Below are 20824 nucleotides of genomic sequence, written 5' to 3'. Positions count from 1 at the left end.
GCTTCGATGAACTGAAGCAACCCACTGCCGAAAACTGCGTAACTCGTTGTTTACCAAGGAGTTTTCCGTTTCGACTGCGCCGGAAGTGGGGCGAATTATAGGCCTCCAGAACCTGCCGTCAACCACTATTTACGCCTTTTTGGCAGAAGAGTCCTTTTTAGCCATCAGACGCGGGATTCGACGAGCCAAAGGCGGTAGCCGCAGCACTAGCAGCAATGCCCCTATGGATGCATAGATCACCCATTCCTTAAGGTCGGCACGCACAATCCAGAGCATATGCAGTAATCCAAGCCCGAGAATGACATAAGCCAGGCGATGCAACTTCTTCCAGCGGGAACCCAATCGTCGCTGACTGTATCGATTGGAAGTCACCGCCAATGCCAGCAAACCAAGAAAACCCAGCACCCCGACAATAATGTAAGGCCGCTTGCGCAACTCGACACCCAGCTGCGACCAGTCAAACCCCAGAATGAATGCCAAATAGGCGCTCAAATGCAGGACCACATAAGCGAAGCACCAAAGACCCAATTGCCGCCGGACAACAATCCACCCCGCCCAACCAATGAGCTTGTGCAGCGGTGTAATGCTCAATGCAATGAGCAACAGAACAAGCGCCCCCAATCCCAACCGGTCAACCAGCACCTTGCCGGGATCAGGCCCCAGCACATCTTCCCAAGCCTGATACAACCACAGGAGCGGCCACACCATCGCAGCTAAAAAAACTCCTGCACGCCAAAGCGGATATCGCATCAGTAGTTCTTCCGCAGATCGAGCCCTGTATATAGAGAAGCAACTTCATCCGCGTAGCCATTGAACATTTGCGTGTCACGTACATTCGGCTTGAACAGACCACTCGGCAAACGCCGCTCACGCGCCTGCGTCCAGCGCGGATGGTCAACAGTCGGGTTCACATTGGCGTAGAAGCCATACTCGTCCGCCGCAATACTCTGCCAGGTAGTCTTTGGCTGCTCATTGACCAGACTGATGCGCACGATGGACTTGATGCTCTTGAAGCCATATTTCCAGGGCACCACCAAACGCAGGGGCGCACCGTTTTGATTAGGCAACTCACGCCCGTACATGCCTACAGCAAGAATCGCCAACGGGTTCATCGCTTCATCCAGTCGCAACCCTTCCACATAGGGCCAGTCGATCAAGGCAAAGCCGGAGCGCTGACCCGGCATGCTTTTGGGATCCTGCAGGGTTTCGAAGCGGATGAATCTGGCTTTCGAGGTCGGCTCGACTTCCTTGAGCAAGGCCGAGAGGGGAAAGCCGATCCAGGGAATGACCATCGACCAGGCTTCCACACAGCGCAAACGGTAGATTCTTTCCTCTAGCTGATACGGCTTCATGAAGTCTTCAAGCGCATACCGCCCGGGCTTGCCCACCTCCCCGTCCACCACCACCGACCACGGTTCCGTCTTCAGCGTGCCGGCATTGGCTGCCGGATCGCCTTTCTCGGTGCCGAACTCGTAGAAGTTGTTGTAGTGAGTTGCGTCCTTGAAGGGTGTGATTGCCTCATCCTTGACGCTGACCACGCCCCACTGGGTGGCCGGAAGTTTTTCGCTGAACCAGGCAGGCGCCTTGCCGGGCTCGACATCCGGGTAACGCGCGGCATCGCCAGCGTTGGCCCATGGCGCAAGGCTGCCCAGAGCGAAGCCGGCAACCGTGGCGCCGAGCACTTTGCGTCGAGATAAATAGAGGGATTCAGGCGTGACGTCCGACTCATGGCAGTCGGACGCCCTGGAGACTTTGATCAGCATGGTTACTCCGCAGCTTTGGAGGACAGATGCACCCATAGACTGCGGAGTATGAGGGAAATTACGCGCTCTTGTTACGGCGAAGACGTAACAGGTATTGAATCGGGCCGGAGGCTGCATAGGCGAGAAACACCAGCAGCAGGATGCGCGGCGGGTCACTGAACACCACTGCGAACACCAGCACCACGGCGAGAATCGCCACGAAAGGCACTCGCCCCTTCAAGTCCAGCTCCTTGAAGCTGTTGTACTTGATGTTGCTGACCATCAGCATGCCGGCCGCCGCCACCATCAGCGCAACCAGGAAGGACATCTTGGAACCCTGGATGCCGTAGTCACTGAACGCCCAGACGATACCTGCAACCACACCCGCAGCGGCAGGACTGGCCAGACCGATGAAGTAGCGCTTGTCCGCGGTGCCGACCTGGGTGTTGAAGCGCGCAAGGCGCAACGCAGCGCCCGCGACATAGATGAAGGCGACCATCCAGCCAACCTTGCCCATGTCACCCAAGGCCCAACCGAAGGCCAGCAATGCCGGGGCAACACCAAAGGCAACCATGTCCGACAGCGAGTCGTACTCGGCACCAAAGGCGCTCTGGGTATTGGTCATGCGAGCCACGCGCCCATCAAGACCATCGAGCACCATGGCGACAAAGATCGCGATGGCCGCGAACGCGAAATACTTGCTCGCATTGGCCGAGTCACCGGCACTCAGGGCCGCCTGGGCGCTCATCGAGTTGATGATGGAATAGAACCCTGCGAACAGGTTCGCAGTGGTGAATAGATTCGGCAGAAGATAGATACCACGATGCCGGACTTTACGACCTTCAGCGTCATGCCCTTCCTCGACATGTTCATCGATGGGCAACAGGCTTTCGGCGTCAGAAGCCTGGCTTGGCTCTTCGGGGCGTTCGCTCATGGACATTACCTTGCAACGGGGTGGAAAGTTTGGACAGGTGTCTGGGACGACGGTTCGGCCGCAAACGATGCAGCTTTATACCAGAACCGGCCCCCCAAACGAAAAAACGCGGCCTAAGCCGCGTTTTTCGCACAAGCGCGTGACTTAGTTTTTAGCTTTGTCGACGATCTTGTTGGCACCGATCCACGGCATCATGGAGCGCAGTTGCTCGCCGATGATTTCGATACCGTGAGCGGCGTTGTTACGACGCTTGGCGGTCATCGAAGGATAGCCGGTAGCGCCTTCGCTGATGAACATCTTGGCGTATTCGCCGTCCTGAATACGTTTCAGGGCGTTGCGCATGGCCTGACGGGATTCGGCGTTGATCACTTCCGGGCCGGTCACGTACTCGCCGTATTCGGCGTTGTTGGAGATCGAGTAGTTCATGTTGGCGATACCGCCTTCGTACATGAGGTCAACGATCAGTTTCAGTTCGTGCAGGCACTCGAAGTAGGCCATTTCCGGCGCGTAGCCAGCTTCAACCAGGGTTTCGAAACCGGCCTTGACCAGCTCAACGGTACCGCCGCACAGAACGGCTTGTTCGCCGAACAGGTCGGTTTCAGTCTCGTCCTTGAAGGTGGTTTCGATGATGCCGGTACGACCGCCGCCAACGCCGGCAGCGTAGGACAGAGCGACGTTCTTGGCGTTGCCCGAGGCGTCCTGGTAGATAGCGATCAGATCAGGGATACCGCCGCCCTTCACGAACTCGGAACGTACGGTGTGGCCCGGGGCCTTCGGCGCGATCATGATCACGTCGAGGTCAGCGCGCGGCACAACCTGGTTGTAGTGGATCGCGAAGCCGTGGGAGAAGGCCAGGGTGGCGCCTTTCTTGATGTTCGGCTCGATTTCGTTCTTGTACAGGGAGGACTGGAACTCGTCCGGGGTCAGGATCATGACCAGGTCGGCAGCTGCAACGGCAGAAGCAACGTCGGTCACTTTCAGGCCATGGGCTTCAGCCTTGGCAACGGTAGCCGAACCTTTACGCAGGCCAACAGTCACGTCAACGCCGGAGTCTTTCAGGTTGCACGCTTGTGCGTGGCCCTGGGAACCGTAACCGATGATGGCAACTTTCTTGCCCTGGATGATCGACAGGTCGCAGTCTTTATCGTAGAAAACTTTCATGAATTTCCCCTATATCAGGCCGTTCAGGCCGTTCGCTAATTTGGTTTAGATGCTGAGTACTTTGTCGCCGCGGGCAATGCCGGTCACGCCACTACGGACGGTTTCCAGAATCGAGGCGGTGCCGATGGACTGAATGAAGCTGTCGAGCTTGTCGCTGGTACCGGTCAGTTGAACGGTATACACGCTGGCGCTGACATCGACGATCTGTCCACGGTAAATATCGGTAGTGCGCTTGATCTCGGCACGCTGTGCGCCGGTGGCCTTGACCTTGACCAGCATCAGTTCACGCTCGATGTGAGCACTCTCCGACAGGTCGACCAGTTTTACCACTTCGATCAGCTTGTTCAGGTTCTTGGTGATCTGCTCGATGATTTCATCGTGACCGACGGTGGTCAGCGTCAGACGCGACAGGGTCGGGTCCTCGGTTGGCGCCACGGTCAGGCTTTCGATGTTGTAGTTGCGTTGCGAGAACAGGCCAACCACACGAGACAGAGCGCCAGGTTCGTTTTCCAGAAGCAAGGAAATAATGTGCCGCATGATTAGGTACGCTCCGTCTTGCTCAGCCACATATCGCGCATGGAGCCGTCTTTGATCTGCATCGGGTAGACGTGCTCGCTGGTATCGACCGAAATATCGATCACCACCAGGCGATCTTTCATGGCGAACGCTTCTTCCATCTTCGACTTCAAATCTTTCGATTCAGTGATGCGCACGCCAACGTGACCATAGGCTTCAGCCAGCTTGACGAAGTCAGGCAACGATTCCATGTAGGAGTGCGAGTGACGGCTGCCGTAGCTCATGTCCTGCCACTGACGAACCATACCCAGCACGCCGTTGTTCAGGATGACGATTTTCACCGGCAAACCGTACTGCAGGCAGGTGGACAGCTCCTGGATGTTCATCTGGATACTGCCTTCGCCCGTCACACAGGCGACGTCGGCATCCGGATAGCTCAACTGAATGCCCATGGCCGCCGGGAAACCGAAGCCCATGGTGCCCAGGCCACCGGAGTTGATCCAGCGGTTCGGCTTGTTGAACTTGTAGTACTGCGCGGCAAACATCTGGTGCTGGCCCACGTCGGAGGTCACAAAGGCGTCGCCATTGGTCACTTCGCACAGGGTTTCGATCACGGTCTGCGGCTTGATCTTGCTGCCGTCACCCTTGTCATACGGGAACAGACCGCGATCACCGCGCCACTCGTCAACCTGCTTCCACCAGCTGGCAACGGACTCCTTGTTCGGGGTCTCGCCGATTTCCTTGAGGATCGCGACCATTTCGGTCAGGACACTCTCAACCGGACCCACGATAGGCACGTCGGCCTTGATGGTCTTGGAGATCGAAGCCGGGTCGATGTCGATGTGAATGATCTTGGCGTTCGGGCAGAACTTCGACGCGCCGTTGATGACACGGTCGTCGAAACGTGCGCCGACGGCGAGGATCACGTCAGCATGGTGCATCGCCAGGTTGGCGGTGTAGCTGCCGTGCATGCCGAGCATGCCGATGAACTGACGGTCGGTGCCAGGGAAGCCACCGAGGCCCATCAGGGTATTGGTCACTGGCAGGTTGAGCATCTTCGCCAGTTCGGTCAGTGGTGCGGAACCACCGCCCAGGATCACGCCGCCGCCCGAGTACAACACAGGACGCTTGGCCGCCAGGAGCATTTCTGCCGCCTTGCGGATTTGACCGGAGTGACCGCGAACAGCCGGGCTGTAGGAGCGCAACTTGGCTTTTTTCGGGAAGACGTATTCGAACTTCTCGGCCGGGTTGGTCATGTCTTTCGGGATATCGACAACGACCGGGCCAGGACGACCGGATTGCGCCAGGTAGAACGCCTTCTTCATGACTTCCGGGATTTCCGACGCGTGCTTGATCATGAAGCTGTGCTTCACGATCGGCCGGGAGATACCGATCATGTCGGTTTCCTGGAACGCATCGGTGCCGACCATGGTGCTAGGCACCTGACCGGAGATGATCACCATCGGAATGGAGTCCATGTAGGCGGTGGCAATACCGGTAATGGCGTTTGTAGCGCCAGGACCGGAAGTCACCAGTACCACACCGGCTTTACCGGTGGCACGGGCGTAGCCGTCAGCCATATGGGTAGCCGCTTGCTCGTGACGAACCAGGATATGGGTCACTTCCGGTTCTTTGAACAGGGCATCGTAGACATGAAGAAGAGCACCACCCGGGTACCCGTAGATATATTTGACGCCTTCGTCACGCAAGAAGCGGACGAGCATCTCACCGCCAGATAAAAGCTCCACGTTGCTCACCTCTAAAACGCCAGAATACCGCCCACGAAAAATGGGACGGGTCTTAATAGGTTTACTTCTCGGCAGAGCATGAGCGACGGTGGTCGCCGACTACGTCAGCACTGACTGAGCAAGTATTGGGATCGTCCCAAGTGTTGCGGGGCTTTCCCACCCAGCGCGAGGTAACGCGTTGCGGGTGTAACAGGTCGACGCGGATATGCGCCTCATGATCTGCTGAGAGGGTCTGCTTCTGGCAGTCCCTGTACAGCGGACTTTGGATTCTTCTGTTTCGTCCTTCGCAAGTCAAGTCGTCTATGTGCTTTATTCTACTAAGCACATGAGAACGCAAGAAAAAACCCGTAAATCAGCCCTGTGTTAGCTTCGATTGCGCAACTTTTGGCAAAAAATTGGCACGCGCATGCACTTACCCTGCAATGGCCGACAAAATAAAGAGATATTGTGAACAACTGCCAACGGGCGCTGGCAGCTTCTGGCTCAGCGAGTTGCTGTGATCAACTGATCAAACTGCTTGAGCAATACCTGCAACTGCCGATCCTTGCCCTGGACATTGCGCCCGGCAAAGACCATTTCAGCCATTTCCTGAATGCCCGAAGCATTGGGTAGCGGCAAATCCTGCTCGAGGATCATCTTCATGCGTGGCAGGAAGATCCATTGCAGCCATTGCTCGAAATCCAGTGTATCGACCGAAAACGGCTCGACACTGGAAAGCGCTTCGGCAGAGGGCGGGACTTCATCCCACCACCCTTGCGCCCGCAGCTCGCGCTCGATCAACAACAGTTGATCGGCGATTTTCAGAAAGCGCGAATCCATCACAGCGTTACCTTGGCCTTCTGACGAGCCAATGCCGCGCCCTGGGAATCCCCCTGCTTTTCGCGCGCCTGGCCAATCAGCTCCCACAAGTTGGCCTGAAGGGCTGGACGGCCATTGGCAAGGGTCAGCCCACGGCGAGCGAACTGCTCGGCCTGGGCGGCATCGCCCTGAGCCATGCGCACCTGCGCCAGACGGTAAAGTACCTGCGGCTCACGCGGGGCAACGCGCTGGGCGCGTTCGAGGCTGGAGGAGGCACCGTTGAGATCACCGCTCGCCTGTTGCTGTTGAGCTGTGGTCAGCAAAGCCAATACCGGGCCGTCCAGCTGCTCGTCGGCAGAAAGCCCGCCCGAACTGGCCGATGGAATCCCGCTTGGCGACGACGGCATGCTGTAGCTGCCCTGATTGATCGGCGCCGATTGGACCGGCGACGTGTCAATCGGCCCCGGCGTGATCGGACCTGGAGTAATCGGCGTGGTGCTGATTGGCGTCGAAGTCGTTGCCGCGCCTGGCACCATCACCACTACGCCGCTGTCACCCTGCGGGATCGCCCGGGTTTGCGACTGACCTTGCGCAGGGCGCTTGACGGTCGTCTGACGGAAGCCGCCATTGGCCGAGATCCGCTCACTGTTGGACACGGCGGTGCCGGAATCCACCACCGGAATCGAGCCACGTTGAACGCTAGAACAACCGCTGAGCAAAGCTACGGCGGCAACCGCTGGAATCAACCACTTGTTCACTTGAAACCCTCTTTGCTTAATTCATCCAGCCCTTGACCCAATCCATCACCGACTCGGCAGGGTTTTCACCACCGCAAGCGGCGCCGGGAGGCGGTTCGCTGCCGCGAATATACGGCATCTGCACGGCACCCGGGCAACCGGCGTCAGAACCCTGCCCGGTTCGCGAATCAACCCAGGCCTGAACGATATTATCCGGTTGCGGCATGTCCAGCGGCAACGGGTCGGCCTTGCGCATGAAACTGGTCCAGACCTGCAAGGCCCCGGTGGCGCCGGTGAATGGCGTCTTGCCGTTGTCGTCGCGACCCAGCCAGACCACCGCCAGCAAGTCCTGGCTGAAACCGGCAAACCAGCTGTCCCGCGAGTCGTTACTGGTACCGGTCTTGCCCGCCAGGGTCAGGGTCCTTGGCAGCACGTTATAGACCGAGCTGCCCGTACCTTCACGCATCACCCGCTGCATGGCGCTCTGGATCAGGTAAATGGAGGCCGGATCGAAACGCTGCTGAATCTGGAACGGATAACGCTTGAGCGGCTCGCCCTCGGCAGTCAGCACGCTACGAATCCCGCGCATCGGCGTATTGAAGCCGCCGTTGGCGAGGGTCTGGTACATGGTCGCGACTTCGATCGGCGTCATGCCGCCAGCGCCGAGCAACATCGACGGGAAGGCCGGGAATTCACGCGTCACACCCAGGCGCTCCACCGTCTTCAGGACATTCGGCACACCGACCGCCAAACCGAGACGCGCGGTCGACAGGTTGTAGGAATGCGCCAGGCCTTGATAGAGGAAGACGGTGCCGTGGGAGCGACGATCATAGTTCTGCGGTTTCCAGACCTGACCATCCGCGCCTTTGACCGAAAAGGATTCGTCCGACAGCCAACTGGTCAATGTGTACTGGCTGGGCTTCTCCAGCGCGGTCAGGTACACCGCCGGCTTGATCAGCGAGCCGATCGGCCGCACCGCATCCAGCGCCCGGTTGAACCCGGCAAAACTGGCCTGGCGACTGCCGATCATGGCTTGTACTTCGCCGGTCTCCGGGTTGGTCACGACCATTGCCGCTTCGACGTCATCGGAGCCCTTGCGCCCTGCCAGGCGCTTGAAGGTGTCATTGACCGAGGCTTCAGCCTTCATCTGCAGGATCGGGTCGAAACTGGTGAAAATGCGCAGCCCTTCCTCGGTCAAGTCTTCGTCGCGATAGTCTTCGCGCAACTGACGCTTGACCAGATCGAGGAAGCCGGGGAACGAGCTGTCCGCCAGACTGCCGCGCTTGGTCACGCCCAGCGGCATTTTCTTCGCCGCCTCAACCTGCTCGGCAGTCGCAACGCCCTGCTCTTGCAGCACATCGAGTACCAGGTTGCGTCGTTCGAGGGCACGCTCCGGATAACGACGGGGGTTATAGGAAGAAGGCCCCTTGACCATGCCCACCAGCAGCGCGACCTGATGCAGCTTGAGTTCGGCCAGCGGCTGACTGAAGAAGAACTGGCTGGCCAGACCGAAGCCGTGCACCGCGCGCTGGCCGTCCTGCCCGATAAACACTTCGTTGAGGTAAGCCTCAAGGATTTCGGGCTTGTCGTAATGCAGTTCAAGCAGCAGCGCCATCATCGCTTCGGTGAGCTTGCGGCTCAGGCTGCGCTCGTTGGTCAGGTAGAAGTTCTTGACCAATTGCTGAGTCAGGGTACTGCCGCCCTGACGCATGCGACCGGATGAACCGTTGACCCAGATCGCTCGGGCGATCGACTTCGGCGAAACACCAAAGTGATGATAAAAATCGCGATCCTCGACCGCCACCAGCGTTTCAAGCAGGTACGGCGGCACCTGATCGATCTTGATCAGAATCCGGTCTTCGAGGTTTTTCGGGTACAGGCCACCGATCAGCAGCGGCTCCAGGCGCACCACCGACAGTTTCGAGCCCTTTGCCCCCGCCAGCTCGGCCACGTAATCGCCGGAGAAACGCACCCGCACCGGTTGCGCTTGCTCCATGCCTTCATAGAACTGGAAGCCACGGGTGTTCAGGTCAACGGTATTGCCGTTGACCGACGCCGCGCCCGGACCATTGGCCACGCTTTCACGGCGATAGCCCAGGGCATCGAGCTCGGTCAGGAAATCATCCCGGCTCAGCTTTTGTCCGACGAACAGCTCGAGCGGACGTGCGTAAACCTTGGCCGGAATCGTCCAGCGCTTGCCGGAGAACTTCTCCTGGACGATTGCATCAAGGTAAACGGCGAATCCGGCCAGCACCACAAGGGCGACCAGACTGAGTTTAATGGCCCAGCCCAGCCACGGGCGCAGGCCCCTGGAGGGTGGTTTTTTCGGGGTGCGGGGAGTTCGAGTACGAGTCATGGCGGCGGATTATACGCACTTTATTCATCCTCAACAGGAGCGCTCCGAGGTTTGCGTCAAGCGGACTTGCAGCCATAATGACGGCCTTGAATTTCCCAGACTCTGAAGGATCGCCTGTGAGCCAGTCCCTGATCGCTGCCCTGCAAAACCCTGCCCTCTACCCGCATCCTGTAGAGGGATTCCAGGTCATCGAGACCCATATTTCCTGGGTACTGCTCACCGGCCCCTATGCCTATAAAGTGAAGAAGCCGGTCAATTTCGGTTTTCTCGACTTCACCAGCCTTGAGGCTCGCGAACACTTTTGCACTGAAGAGCTGCGCCTGAATCAGCGCCTGACCGACGATCTGTACCTCGAAGTGCTGCCCGTCACCGGCAGCGCCGAAGCCCCGCAACTGGGCGGCGAAGGCCCGGCCATCGAGTACGTACTGAAGATGCGCCAGTTCCCGCAAACCGGCTTGCTCAGCACCTTGCAAGCCAATGGCGAACTGACCACCGCGCACATCGACGAAATGGCCGAGCAAATCGCCCGTTTCCACCTCAACGCACCGAAAGTGCCGGCCGGGCACGAAGCAGGCACCCCGGAAAGCGTCATGGCGCCGGTGCGGCAGAACTTCGAACAGATCCGTCCGTTCCTCAGCGACAAGGCCGACCTGTTGCAACTCGAGGCCCTGCAAGCCTGGGCCGAAAGCAGCTTCGAGCGCCTCAAGCCGCTGCTCGCCCAGCGCAAGGCCGAAGGTTTCATTCGTGAATGCCACGGCGACATCCACCTGGGTAACGCCACCGTGATCGACGGCAAGGTCGTGATCTTCGACTGCATCGAATTCAACGAACCGTTTCGCTTTACCGACGTTTATGCCGACACCGGTTTCCTGGCGATGGACCTGGAAGATCGCGGCCTGAAGTGCCTGGCACGTCGCTTCATCAGCCAGTACCTGGAGCTGACCGGCGACTATCGCGGCCTCGAACTGTTGAACTTCTACAAAGCCTACCGCGCACTGGTTCGCGCCAAGGTTGCCCTGTTCAGCATGCCGGCCGACGCCACTGCGGTGCAGCGCGCCACGACCCTGCGCCAGTACCGCAACTACGCCAACCTGGCGGAAAGCTACAGCACCATTCCTTCGCGCTTCATGGCCATTACCCACGGTGTTTCCGCTGTCGGCAAGAGCCATGTCGCCATGCGCCTGGTCGAAGCCCTGGGCGCGATTCGCCTGCGTTCCGATGTCGAGCGCAAGCGCCTGTTCGGCGAGCAGACCGTCGAGAATGATGTACAGGCCGGCATCTATAGCGCCGACGCCAGCGCGGCGACCTATGCCCGCCTGCACGAAATCGCCGACGTCATTCTGCGCGCGGGCTTCCCGGTGGTGGTCGACGCCACTTACCTCAAGTGTGATCAGCGTGACAGTGCCGCAAAAGTGGCCGAAGCCACGGGCGCACCCTTCCTGATCCTCGACTGCAATGCGCCACAGGCCGTGATCGAAAGCTGGCTGGCCATGCGCCAGGCAGATAAGAAAGACCCATCCGACGCCACCCTGGCTGTTATCGCCGCCCAGCAAGCCAGCCGTGAAGCGCTGACACCCGCGGAAATTCTCTGCAGCAAACGCGTCCAGACCAATGAAAGCGGCACGCTCGATACCGTTGTGGAACAGATTCGCCAGCGCCTGCCAGGCCTGTAAGAAACTATTTCGGTCGTGAGGTCCCCACTGGCTTCACGACCGTCAAATAGTGGCACTACACTGGCGTCATAAAACCATCAGGTGATGCGACATGAGCCAGCCTAAACTTCTCGACACACCGCTATATGCCCTGCTGCACAAAGACGACATCAAAGGCTTCAACAGTGAACGCCCCAAGGATGGCCCCATCGACATGGTGGGTGGAGATTTCCGGGGGCTGGACCTGCGCGAGCTGAATGCCGACGGTGTGGATTTCAGCGACGCCTACTTCCGTTCAGCTGACTTGCGTGGCATCGATTTTCGCAAGGCGAACCTGGAAGGCGCGAGCCTGGCTCACGCGCAGATCTCCGGTACGTACTTTCCGGTGGAACTCAGTGCCGACGAAATCCTGATGTCGATGAACTTCGGCACGCGATTGCGCTATCGCACCCGCTGATCATCGTCACCGACTGACACGTCCGGCGCCTCTCGTTGCGCTGGAGTGCGGGGATGTTCGCCCTTGATTTCCAGATTCTTCCCCGCCTCTTTCTCTTGCGCTCATAGACTTGTTCACGCACTGCCAATACTCGTTTCTTAGAAGCATTTGCGTCGTAAACGAGCAAACAATCACGCTTTTCCTGCTGATGACTACACTCCTCAGAAGATTGCCCACGCTCTCCATTCGGCCATCGCAAGGAGGCTTGATGAATGATGAACTGCAACACCTGAAGAATCTTGGCAAGACGTCAGCGCAATGGCTGCATGCCGTGGGCATCCATAGCGCTTCGGACTTGCGTCGCCTCGGGGCGGTGGATGCTTATCGAGCCGTGCGCACGCGCGGTTTTCGGGCGTCAAAGGTGTTGTTGTACGCAATTGAAGGCGCCCTGATGGACGTTCACTGGAACGATATTCCAGCCGAGCGCAAGGAAGCCCTGAACAAACAACTGGAAGCCATCTCTACACGCCACAAGAATTGATCCGATAAATATTTCTGAAGCTTTGCAGCCTGAAACCCAATGATTACGAGGCCTGCAGACACAAATCCGGCGAATCGCAAAGAATTCGAAAAACAGCGGTTGACTTGGTAATGAGAATCGATATGATTATCACAACTGGTCGCGAGACTGGTCGATATTCTGAAAAGCCCTTGGTTCGGACTCTCGGATTATCTCCTCATCAGGCTAATCACGGTTATTTGACCCGGCTCTTGCCGGGTCTTTTTTTGCCTGTGGAAAAGTACTGCCAGGATGCGGCGATGGATGATCAGGCGCATAAACGCCTAACTTCAAAGGATTCCCGGGCATCGAAGCAACAGGCCAAGTATCCTTGACGACAGGCACTTGTACCCGACGGGCAAGGCAGCCATTTGATAGCATTTAACCCTCAAGCCCGGACATATCCGGTCACGAGCCGCGGGACCGAGGATAGACATGAAGTTGCTTTGCGCAGGTGCCGAGCTGGTCAATGACAGCAGCCGCGGGTTCGACATCGATGGCCAAAAGTTTTTTGCAGTGCGCCGCAGCGGGCAGGTTTATGTCTACCTCAACCGCTGCCCGCACCGGGGCGTTGCCCTGGAGTGGCATCCCGACCAGTTTCTCGACCCCAGCAACAGCCTGATCCAGTGCGCCACCCATGGCGCACTGTTCCTGATCGAAGACGGTGAATGCGTCGCCGGCCCTTGCGCGGGGCAAACCTTGACCCGCGTGGCCTGCCGCGAGGATGAACAAGGGGTCTGGATCAGCCTTTAGCCACCCGGCAACACGTCCAGGCGCCGGTCGACCAGCACTTCTTCGTGGCTCAACCGCACACCGTAAGCCAACACCTCGACCCCACAGGCAATCGCCTCACGCAAGGCCTGTGCATAAGCCGGATCGATTTCTTGCGCCGGGCGCACGGCCTGGATGTCGGTCAGGCAAACACAGTACAACTGCACCGCGCGAATACCGTCCCTGGCCAAGTGCGCCAGCTCCCGCAGATGCTTGGCGCCACGCTGGGTGACCGCATCGGGAAACGCCGCCACCGCCGTACCGTCGAAGCCCAGGGTCACGCTTTTGACTTCGACATAGGCCGGCCCGTCGGGATAATCCAGGCAAAAATCGATACGACTGTTTTCCTGACCATAAGCCACTTCGCGCTTGAGCCCGGTAAACCCGTTCAGCTCGGTAATGACACCCGCCCGCAGCGCCTCTTCGATCAAACCGTTGGCGCGGGCGGTGTTCACGCAAAACAGCCGCCCTTGCGGGGTTTCACCGACCTCCCAGGTGCCGGGCAACTTGCGCTTGGGGTCATTGGAGCGACTGAACCAGACCTGCCCGCCTTCGACCTGACAATTGAGCATCGAGCCTGTGTTCGGGCAGTGAATGGTCAGCAACTCGCCGCCAACGGTTTCAATATCAGCGAGAAAACGCTTGTAACGTCGGATCAGACGCCCTTCTTCGAGGGGAGGATGAAAACGCATCAGCCTTGCCAGCTCCGCAACCCACGGGCAATGCGCTCGACCGCCTCCTGCAAACGCTCGAGATTTTGCGTGTAGGCGAACCGCACATGATGTCCGGCCTGATAACGCCCGAAGTCCAGCCCCGGGGTGAATGCCACATGTTCGGTTTCGAGAAAATGCTTACAGAACGCGAAGGCATCGCCGCCGAACTTGCTGATATCAGCGTACAAGTAGAACGCCCCTTCCGGCTCCACGGCAATGCCGAAGCCCAATTCACGCAAGGCCGGCAGCAGGTAGTCCCGACGCCGGCCAAATTCGGCGCGGCGCTCTTCGAGAATGCTGATGGTTGCCGGCTCGAAACAGGCCAACGCAGCGTACTGCGCCATGCTTGGTGCACTGATGTAGAGGTTCTGGGCGAGCTTTTCCAACTCACCGACGGCCGCGTCGGGGGCCACCAGCCATCCGAGCCGCCAACCGGTCATCCCGAAATACTTCGAAAAACTGTTCAGAACGAATGCACTGTCGTCGACTTCCAGCACGCTGGCCGCATCGGTGCCGTAGGTCAGGCCGTGATAAATCTCGTCGACCACCAGATGACCGTGGCGCTCCTTGATCGCGACAGACAGCTTCGCCAGCTCGTCACGGGTCAGGATCGTGCCGGTCGGATTGGCTGGCGACGCCACCAATGCGCCGACGCTGTCGTGGTCCCAATGACGCTCGATCAGGCCAGGCGTCAATTGATAACGCACATCCGGACCCACCGGCACCAGTTGTGCCGCGCCTTCAACCAGTCGCAGGAAATGCCGGTTACAGGGATACCCTGGATCCGCCAGCAGCCAGTGTTTACCAGGGTCGACCAGCAAAGCGCTGGCCAGCAGCAACGCGCCGGAGCCGCCGGGTGTGATGAGGATGCGCCGCGGGTCGATGCTCAAACCGTAACGCTGCTGATAAAAGCCCGAAATGGCCTCACGCAACTCCGGAATGCCGCGCGCGGCGGTGTAACGGGTCTTCCCCGCTGTCAGCGCAGCCTGGCCGGCCTGGATGATCGGTTCGGCGGTGGTGAAGTCCGGCTCGCCGATTTCCAGGTGGATCACATCGTGGCCGGCCGCCTGCAATTCATTGGCCCGCGCCAACAGCGCCATGACATGGAAAGGTTCGATCGCGCGACTGCGGGCACTGTAGGACTGAGCCATTGGCCTTCCTTCAACGGAAAAAAAACCGATTCTACCCAAGCTCAGGAACGAGCGAGAACCTAAAGCGGTCAGAGGCCTTGTAGCCCCGATCACAAACGACTCAAGCGCGCGCGCAAGGTTTGGCTAAAATCAATAATTGAGCAGGGTTCCAGAGCCACCAGACAACGGTTTGTCATCATTCGCAAGCACCATGTGCCGCGAGCTCGACATCCGGGAGTAGCGCGGCCCGAATTGATCTGGTAAGTTCGCCCGCTTGCAGCCGCAGGGCCGGCAGGTGTCGGTGATGGAGCAATCCTGCGCAGATGGATTACAAGAGTAGAGGCGGTCTATTTCATGTCCACCCAAGCAAAGCAGCAAAACCAGACGATCAGCGGCTTCGAGCCCTATGTTCAGAAAACCGGCGAAGAGTACATGGGCGAGCCCATGCGCAAGCACTTCACCAAGGTCCTGAATCAGTGGAAGAAAGAGCTGATGGAAGGTGTCGACAAGACCGTGGACCACATGAAGGACGAAGCAGCCAACTTTCCTGATCCGGCAGACCGTGCCAGCCAGGAAGAGGAATTCGCCCTCGAACTGCGTGCCCGCGATCGTGAACGCAAGTTGATCAAGAAGATCGACAAGACACTTCAGTTGATCGAAGACGAAGAGTACGGCTGGTGTGAATCCTGCGGCATCGAGATTGGCGTCAAGCGCCTCGAAGCGCGCCCTACCGCCGACCTGTGCATCGACTGCAAGACCCTGGCGGAAATCAAGGAAAAGCAAGTCGGCAAATAATTGCGACTTGAACGAAGAACGGAGCGTGCGAACGCTCCGTTTTTGTTTCTAAAATTCGCCTCAGCAGCAAACCTGTGGGAGCGGGCTTGCTCGCGAAAGCGGTGCGTCAGCCTATATTGATGTTGAGGCTGATGGCCTCTTCGCGAGCAAGCCCGCTCCCACAAGGTGGTTAGCGCAAGCCTGGAAAAAGTAACACTGCCCTTATGACTGCCATCGCCTCATCCACCTACATCGGGCGCTTCGCCCCTACGCCCAGTGGCCATTTGCATTTCGGTTCTCTGGTCGCAGCGCTGGCCTCTTACCTTGATGCACGCTCGGTGGGCGGACGCTGGCTGATGCGCATGGAAGACCTTGATCCACCCCGCGAGGAACCCGGTGCCCAGGCGGCCATTCTCAAGGCCCTGGAAAGCTATGGCTTCGAGTGGGATGGCGAGCTGGTTCGCCAAAGCGGGCGGCACGATGCCTACGCCGAGGTGCTCAATCGCCTGTTCCATCAAGGCCTGGCCTACGCCTGCACCTGTTCGCGCAAACAGCTGGAACCGTATCACGGGATTTATCCGGGGCTGTGCCGCAATGCCGGCCATGGCGCCGATGATGCCGCCATTCGCCTGCGCGTACCGGAACTGGAATACCACTTCATCGACAGGGTGCAGGGCCAATACCGCCAACATCTGGGCCGGGATGTCGGCGATTTCGTGATCCGCCGTCGCGACGGGCTCTACGCCTATCAACTGGCCGTGGTCCTGGACGATGCCTGGCAGGGCATCACCGATATCGTTCGGGGTGCCGACCTGCTGGACTCCACGCCCCGCCAGCTGTACCTGCAAGAACTGCTCGGCCTGCCGCAACCGCGTTATCTGCATATCCCGCTGATTACTCAGCCTGATGGCCATAAACTCGGGAAATCCTACCGCTCGCCACCGTTGACCGAGGATCAGGCAACGCCCCTGCTACTGCGGGCGCTACGGGCACTGGGACAGAACCCTGGAACCGAACTGACATACGCCACGCCACGGGAAGTGCTGAATTGGGGCATTGCCCACTGGGATGCCTCGCTGATCCCGCGCACACTGACCCTGCCCGAGGCACAGCTATTGTGATCGCACTTGCAGTGGCGCGCCCATCCGTTACCATCGCCGCACGTTTTCGGGCACGCGCATAAAAAAGAGAGGCCGGGATGTACATCTATCGCTTGGTCCTGCTTTTGGTAGTTGGGATCTACCTGTTTTCCCCGGCCATCATGGATTGGTGGATCGACGCCACTGGCGCCTGGTATCGCCCTTATCTGCTCTGGCTGATTCTGATCGTCGTGACCTTCATCCTGCAGAGCCAAAAAGATGCCGATGAGCTTTAGCCTGACCCAGATGATCCTGATCAGCGCCGCGTACCTGGCGGTGCTGTTCGGTGTGGCCTGGATCAGCGAACGGGGCATGATTCCCCGGGCGATCATTCGCCACCCGCTGACTTACACCCTGTCACTGGGCGTCTATGCCAGTGCCTGGGCGTTTTACGGCACCGTGGGCCTGGCCTATCAGTACGGCTACGGCTTTCTGTCCAGCTACCTGGGGGTTTCCGGGGCATTCCTGTTGGCGCCGGTGCTGCTCTACCCGATCCTGAAGATCACCCGCACTTATCAACTGTCGTCGCTGGCGGACCTGTTTGCCTTCCGCTTCCGCAGTACCTGGGCCGGTGCGCTGACCACGATTTTCATGCTGGTCGGCGTACTGCCGCTGCTGGCCTTGCAGATTCAGGCAGTCGCCGACTCCATCAGCATCCTCACCCAAGAGCCGGTACAGCATCGCGTGGCCCTGAGCTTCTGCGCACTGATTACGCTGTTCACGATTTTCTTCGGCTCCCGCCACATCGCCACCCGCGAAAAGCATGAAGGCCTGGTGTTCGCGATTGCCTTCGAGTCGGTGATCAAGCTGATCGCCCTGGGCGGTGTCGGGTTGTATGCGCTTTACGGCGTATTCGATGGCCCGCAACAGCTTGAACTGTGGCTGCTGCAAAACCAGACCGCGCTTGCTGCCCTGCACACGCCGTTGCAGGAAGGCCCGTGGCGTACGCTGCTGCTGGTGTTCTTCGCCTCGGCGATCGTGATGCCGCACATGTATCACATGACCTTTACCGAGAACCTCAACCCGCGCTCGCTGGTCAGTGCGAGCTGGGGCCTGCCGCTGTTCCTGCTGCTGATGAGCCTGGCAGTGCCGCTGATTCTCTGGGCCGGCCTGAAGCTCGGCGCCACCACCAACCCGGAATACTTCACTCTGGGCATCGGCATCGCCGCCAACAGCAAGGCTTTGGCCTTGCTGGCCTATGTCGGCGGGCTGTCCGCCGCGAGTGGCCTGATCATCGTCACCACGCTGGCGCTGTCCGGGATGGCCTTGAACCACCTGGTGCTGCCGCTGTACCAGCCTCCGGCCGAAGGCAACATATACCGCTGGCTGAAGTGGACCCGCCGGGCGCTGATTGTCGCGATCATCATGGCCGGCTACGGCTTCTACCTGATGCTCGGTGCCGAGCAGGACCTGGCCAACCTCGGCATTGTCGCTTTCGTCGCCACGCTGCAGTTCCTGCCGGGCGTGCTCTCGGTCCTGTATTGGCCGACCGCCAACCGTCGCGGCTTCATAGCCGGCTTGCTGGCGGGGATCCTGGTGTGGCTGGTGACCATGCTGTTGCCGCTGGTCGGTAACCTGCAAGGCTTCTACATTCCGCTGCTGAACATGATCTATGTGCTGGACGACACCAGCTGGCACATGGCGGCGATTGCCTCGCTGGCGGCCAACGTGCTGATGTTCACCCTGATCTCGTTGTTCACCAACGCCAGCACCGAAGAGGCCAGCGCTGCCGAAGCCTGCGCCGTGGATAACGTTCGCCGCCCGCAACGTCGGGAACTGCACGCCGCCTCGCCCCAGGAGTTCGCCACGCAACTGGCCAAGCCACTGGGTGCAAAAGCCGCACAGAAAGAAGTCGAACAGGCCCTGCGCGACCTCTATCTACCCTTCGACGAACGCCGACCCTATGCCCTGCGCCGCTTGCGTGACCGCATCGAGGCCAACCTCTCCGGCCTGATGGGCCCGAGCGTGGCCCAGGACATGGTCGAGACCTTCCTGCCGTACAAGGCTGGTGGCGAAAATTACGTCACCGAGGACATTCACTTCATCGAAAGCCGTCTCGAGGATTACCACTCGCGCCTGACCGGCCTGGCCGCCGAGCTCGATGCCCTGCGCCGCTACCACCGCCAGACCCTGCAGGAATTGCCGATGGGCGTTTGCTCGCTGGCCAAGGATCAAGAGATCCTCATGTGGAACAAAGCCATGGAGGAGCTCACCGGCATCGCCGCGCAGCGCGTGGTCGGTTCGCGCCTGAGTACCATTGCCGACCCATGGAAAGACCTGCTGCAGGGCTTCATCAATCTGCCGGACGAGCACTTGCACAAACAGCATCTGGCCCTCGACGGCCAGACACGCTGGTTGAACCTGCACAAAGCGGCGATCGACGAACCCCTCGCGCCGGGCAACAGTGGCCTGGTGTTGCTGGTGGAAGACCTGACCGAAACCCAGATGCTCGAGGACAAACTGGTGCATTCCGAGCGCCTGGCCAGCATCGGTCGACTGGCGGCCGGCGTGGCCCATGAAATCGGCAACCCGATCACCGGTATCGCGTGCCTGGCGCAGAACCTGCGCGAAGAACGCGAAGAAGACGGCGAGCTGAAGGAAATCAGTGGCCAGATCCTCGAACAGACCAAACGCGTGTCGCGCATCGTCCAGTCGCTGATGAGCTTTGCCCATGCCGGCAGCCATCAGCACAGCGACGAGCCCGTCTGTCTGGCCGAAGTGGCTCAGGATGCCATCGGTTTGCTGGCCCTGAACCGACGCAATTTCGAAGTGCAGTTCTACAACCTGTGCGACCCCGAACACTGGGTCGAAGGCGACCCGCAACGGTTGGCCCAGGTATTGATCAACCTGCTTTCAAACGCCCGTGACGCCTCGCCTCCCGGCAGTGCGGTACGGGTCAAGAGCGAAGCCGGCGAACACACGGTCGATCTGATCGTGGAAGACGAAGGCAGCGGTATTCCGTCGAGCATCATGGACCGATTGTTCGAACCTTTCTTCACCACCAAGGACCCTGGCGAAGGCACCGGTCTGGGCCTTGCACTGGTCTATTCCATCGTTGAAGAGCATTATGGACAAATCACCATCGACAGCCCGGCTGATGTTCAAAGCCAACGCGGCACCCGAATCAGGGTTACCTTGCCGCGTCATGTCGAAGCGACGTCCGCTGTGAACTGAGACCGTCGAGAGTATCGAATCAATGCCGCACATTTTGATCGTCGAAGACGAAACCATTATCCGCTCCGCCTTGCGCCGCCTGCTGGAACGTAACCAGTACCAGGTCAGCGAAGCCGGATCAGTGCAGGAAGCACAAGAACGCTTCACCATTCCCTCGTTCGACCTGATCATCAGTGACCTGCGCCTGCCGGGCGCGCCTGGCACGGAGCTGATCAAGCTTGCCCAGGGCACGCCGGTGCTGATCATGACCAGCTATGCCAGCCTGCGCTCGGCGGTCGACTCGATGAAAATGGGCGCGGTGGACTACATTGCCAAGCCATTCGACCATGACGAAATGCTGCAAGCGGCCGCACGAATCCTGCGCGACCGACAAACGGTACAAGCCGGCGGTGAAGCGGTTACCGGCAAAGCCGCCAATGGCGCGGCGAAATCCGGTACCGACAACAGCAACGGTGAAATCGGCATCATCGGCTCCCGCCCGCCG

General features: G+C 59.3%; 21 protein-coding genes. 10 read left to right on the top strand and 11 right to left on the bottom strand.

Annotated elements, in window-relative coordinates; translation table 11 throughout:
• Positions 1-129: 129 nt before the first annotated feature.
• From msrQ to mrcB, 9 genes are all read right to left on the bottom strand, one after another.
• Positions 130-750, bottom strand: coding sequence for a protein-methionine-sulfoxide reductase heme-binding subunit MsrQ (gene msrQ / locus PMI34_RS01425; protein WP_008053909.1), 621 nt, complete (start codon positions 748-750; stop codon positions 130-132).
• A complete protein-coding gene (gene msrP, locus PMI34_RS01430; protein WP_008053907.1) occupies positions 750-1763 on the bottom strand; it encodes a protein-methionine-sulfoxide reductase catalytic subunit MsrP in 1014 nt (337 codons plus the stop codon). Before msrP ends, msrQ begins: the two co-directional genes overlap by 1 nt.
• Positions 1764-1821: 58 nt before the next feature.
• On the bottom strand, positions 1822-2676 hold the full coding sequence (gene pssA, locus PMI34_RS01435; protein ID WP_008053905.1) for a CDP-diacylglycerol--serine O-phosphatidyltransferase: 855 nt from the start codon (positions 2674-2676) through the stop codon (positions 1822-1824).
• Between the two features lie 144 nt (positions 2677-2820).
• A complete protein-coding gene (gene ilvC / locus PMI34_RS01440; RefSeq protein WP_003228216.1) occupies positions 2821-3837 on the bottom strand; it encodes a ketol-acid reductoisomerase in 1017 nt (338 codons plus the stop codon).
• A gap of 45 nt (positions 3838-3882) precedes the next feature.
• Positions 3883-4374, bottom strand: coding sequence for an acetolactate synthase small subunit (gene ilvN, locus PMI34_RS01445; RefSeq protein WP_003205610.1), 492 nt, complete (start codon positions 4372-4374; stop codon positions 3883-3885).
• Between the two features lie 2 nt (positions 4375-4376).
• Positions 4377-6101 (bottom strand): acetolactate synthase 3 large subunit, encoded by a 1725-nt coding sequence (locus PMI34_RS01450; protein ID WP_008053903.1) that lies wholly within the window; start codon positions 6099-6101, stop codon positions 4377-4379.
• A 483-nt stretch (positions 6102-6584) separates the two neighbouring features.
• Positions 6585-6920, bottom strand: a complete 336-nt coding sequence (locus PMI34_RS01455) for a YqcC family protein (RefSeq protein WP_008053902.1) — start codon at positions 6918-6920, stop codon at positions 6585-6587.
• Entirely contained in the window at positions 6920-7657 is a 738-nt protein-coding gene (locus tag PMI34_RS01460; RefSeq protein WP_008053901.1) for a hypothetical protein, read from the bottom strand. The genes PMI34_RS01455 and PMI34_RS01460 overlap by 1 nt, the downstream gene beginning before the upstream one ends.
• Positions 7658-7673: 16 nt before the next feature.
• Positions 7674-9992, bottom strand: a complete 2319-nt coding sequence (gene mrcB, locus PMI34_RS01465) for a penicillin-binding protein 1B (protein WP_008053900.1) — start codon at positions 9990-9992, stop codon at positions 7674-7676.
• 116 nt (positions 9993-10108) lie between these two features.
• Between mrcB and PMI34_RS01470 the strand changes: the two genes are divergently transcribed.
• From PMI34_RS01470 to PMI34_RS01485, 5 genes are all read left to right on the top strand, one after another.
• On the top strand, positions 10109-11665 hold the full coding sequence (locus tag PMI34_RS01470) for a bifunctional aminoglycoside phosphotransferase/ATP-binding protein (protein WP_008053899.1): 1557 nt from the start codon (positions 10109-10111) through the stop codon (positions 11663-11665).
• A 91-nt stretch (positions 11666-11756) separates the two neighbouring features.
• Positions 11757-12101 (top strand): pentapeptide repeat-containing protein, encoded by a 345-nt coding sequence (locus PMI34_RS01475; RefSeq protein WP_008053898.1) that lies wholly within the window; start codon positions 11757-11759, stop codon positions 12099-12101.
• Between the two features lie 247 nt (positions 12102-12348).
• On the top strand, positions 12349-12621 hold the full coding sequence (locus PMI34_RS01480) for a TfoX/Sxy family protein (protein WP_008053897.1): 273 nt from the start codon (positions 12349-12351) through the stop codon (positions 12619-12621).
• Between the two features lie 122 nt (positions 12622-12743).
• Positions 12744-12974 (top strand): hypothetical protein, encoded by a 231-nt coding sequence (locus PMI34_RS28885; RefSeq protein WP_157222742.1) that lies wholly within the window; start codon positions 12744-12746, stop codon positions 12972-12974.
• A gap of 100 nt (positions 12975-13074) precedes the next feature.
• Complete coding sequence (locus PMI34_RS01485; RefSeq protein WP_008053896.1) at positions 13075-13392, top strand: Rieske (2Fe-2S) protein; 318 nt, start codon at positions 13075-13077, stop codon at positions 13390-13392.
• On the opposite strand, the gene sfsA is transcribed toward PMI34_RS01485, so the two are convergent.
• Entirely contained in the window at positions 13389-14102 is a 714-nt protein-coding gene (gene sfsA, locus PMI34_RS01490) for a DNA/RNA nuclease SfsA (protein ID WP_008053894.1), read from the bottom strand. The genes PMI34_RS01485 and sfsA overlap by 4 nt on opposite strands.
• Complete coding sequence (locus PMI34_RS01495; RefSeq protein ID WP_008053892.1) at positions 14102-15274, bottom strand: pyridoxal phosphate-dependent aminotransferase; 1173 nt, start codon at positions 15272-15274, stop codon at positions 14102-14104. Before PMI34_RS01495 ends, sfsA begins: the two co-directional genes overlap by 1 nt.
• A 333-nt stretch (positions 15275-15607) precedes the next feature.
• On the opposite strand from PMI34_RS01495, the gene dksA reads away from it, so the two are divergent.
• The 5 genes from dksA to PMI34_RS01520 form a co-directional block, all read left to right on the top strand.
• Positions 15608-16048, top strand: coding sequence for an RNA polymerase-binding protein DksA (gene dksA / locus PMI34_RS01500; protein WP_008053890.1), 441 nt, complete (start codon positions 15608-15610; stop codon positions 16046-16048).
• 203 nt (positions 16049-16251) lie between these two features.
• Complete coding sequence (gluQRS, locus tag PMI34_RS01505) at positions 16252-17148, top strand: tRNA glutamyl-Q(34) synthetase GluQRS (RefSeq protein ID WP_008053888.1); 897 nt, start codon at positions 16252-16254, stop codon at positions 17146-17148.
• Positions 17149-17225: 77 nt separating this feature from the next.
• A complete protein-coding gene (locus PMI34_RS28635) occupies positions 17226-17402 on the top strand; it encodes a hypothetical protein (protein ID WP_003176118.1) in 177 nt (58 codons plus the stop codon).
• The gene (locus PMI34_RS01515; protein WP_008053886.1) at positions 17386-20340 is read left to right on the top strand and encodes a sensor histidine kinase; all 2955 of its coding nucleotides are present in this window, start codon (positions 17386-17388) and stop codon (positions 20338-20340) included. The genes PMI34_RS28635 and PMI34_RS01515 overlap by 17 nt, the downstream gene beginning before the upstream one ends.
• 22 nt (positions 20341-20362) lie before the next feature.
• The coding region (locus PMI34_RS01520) for a response regulator (protein WP_008053884.1) at positions 20363-20824 on the top strand (462 nt) is incomplete at its 3' end.

Origin of the sequence: Pseudomonas sp. GM74, from assembly GCF_000282455.1 — a bacterium.
Lineage (GTDB): Bacteria > Pseudomonadota > Gammaproteobacteria > Pseudomonadales > Pseudomonadaceae > Aquipseudomonas.
Note: the sequence above shows the minus strand (reverse complement) of the source record. Positions and strands in the feature narration are given on the sequence as shown.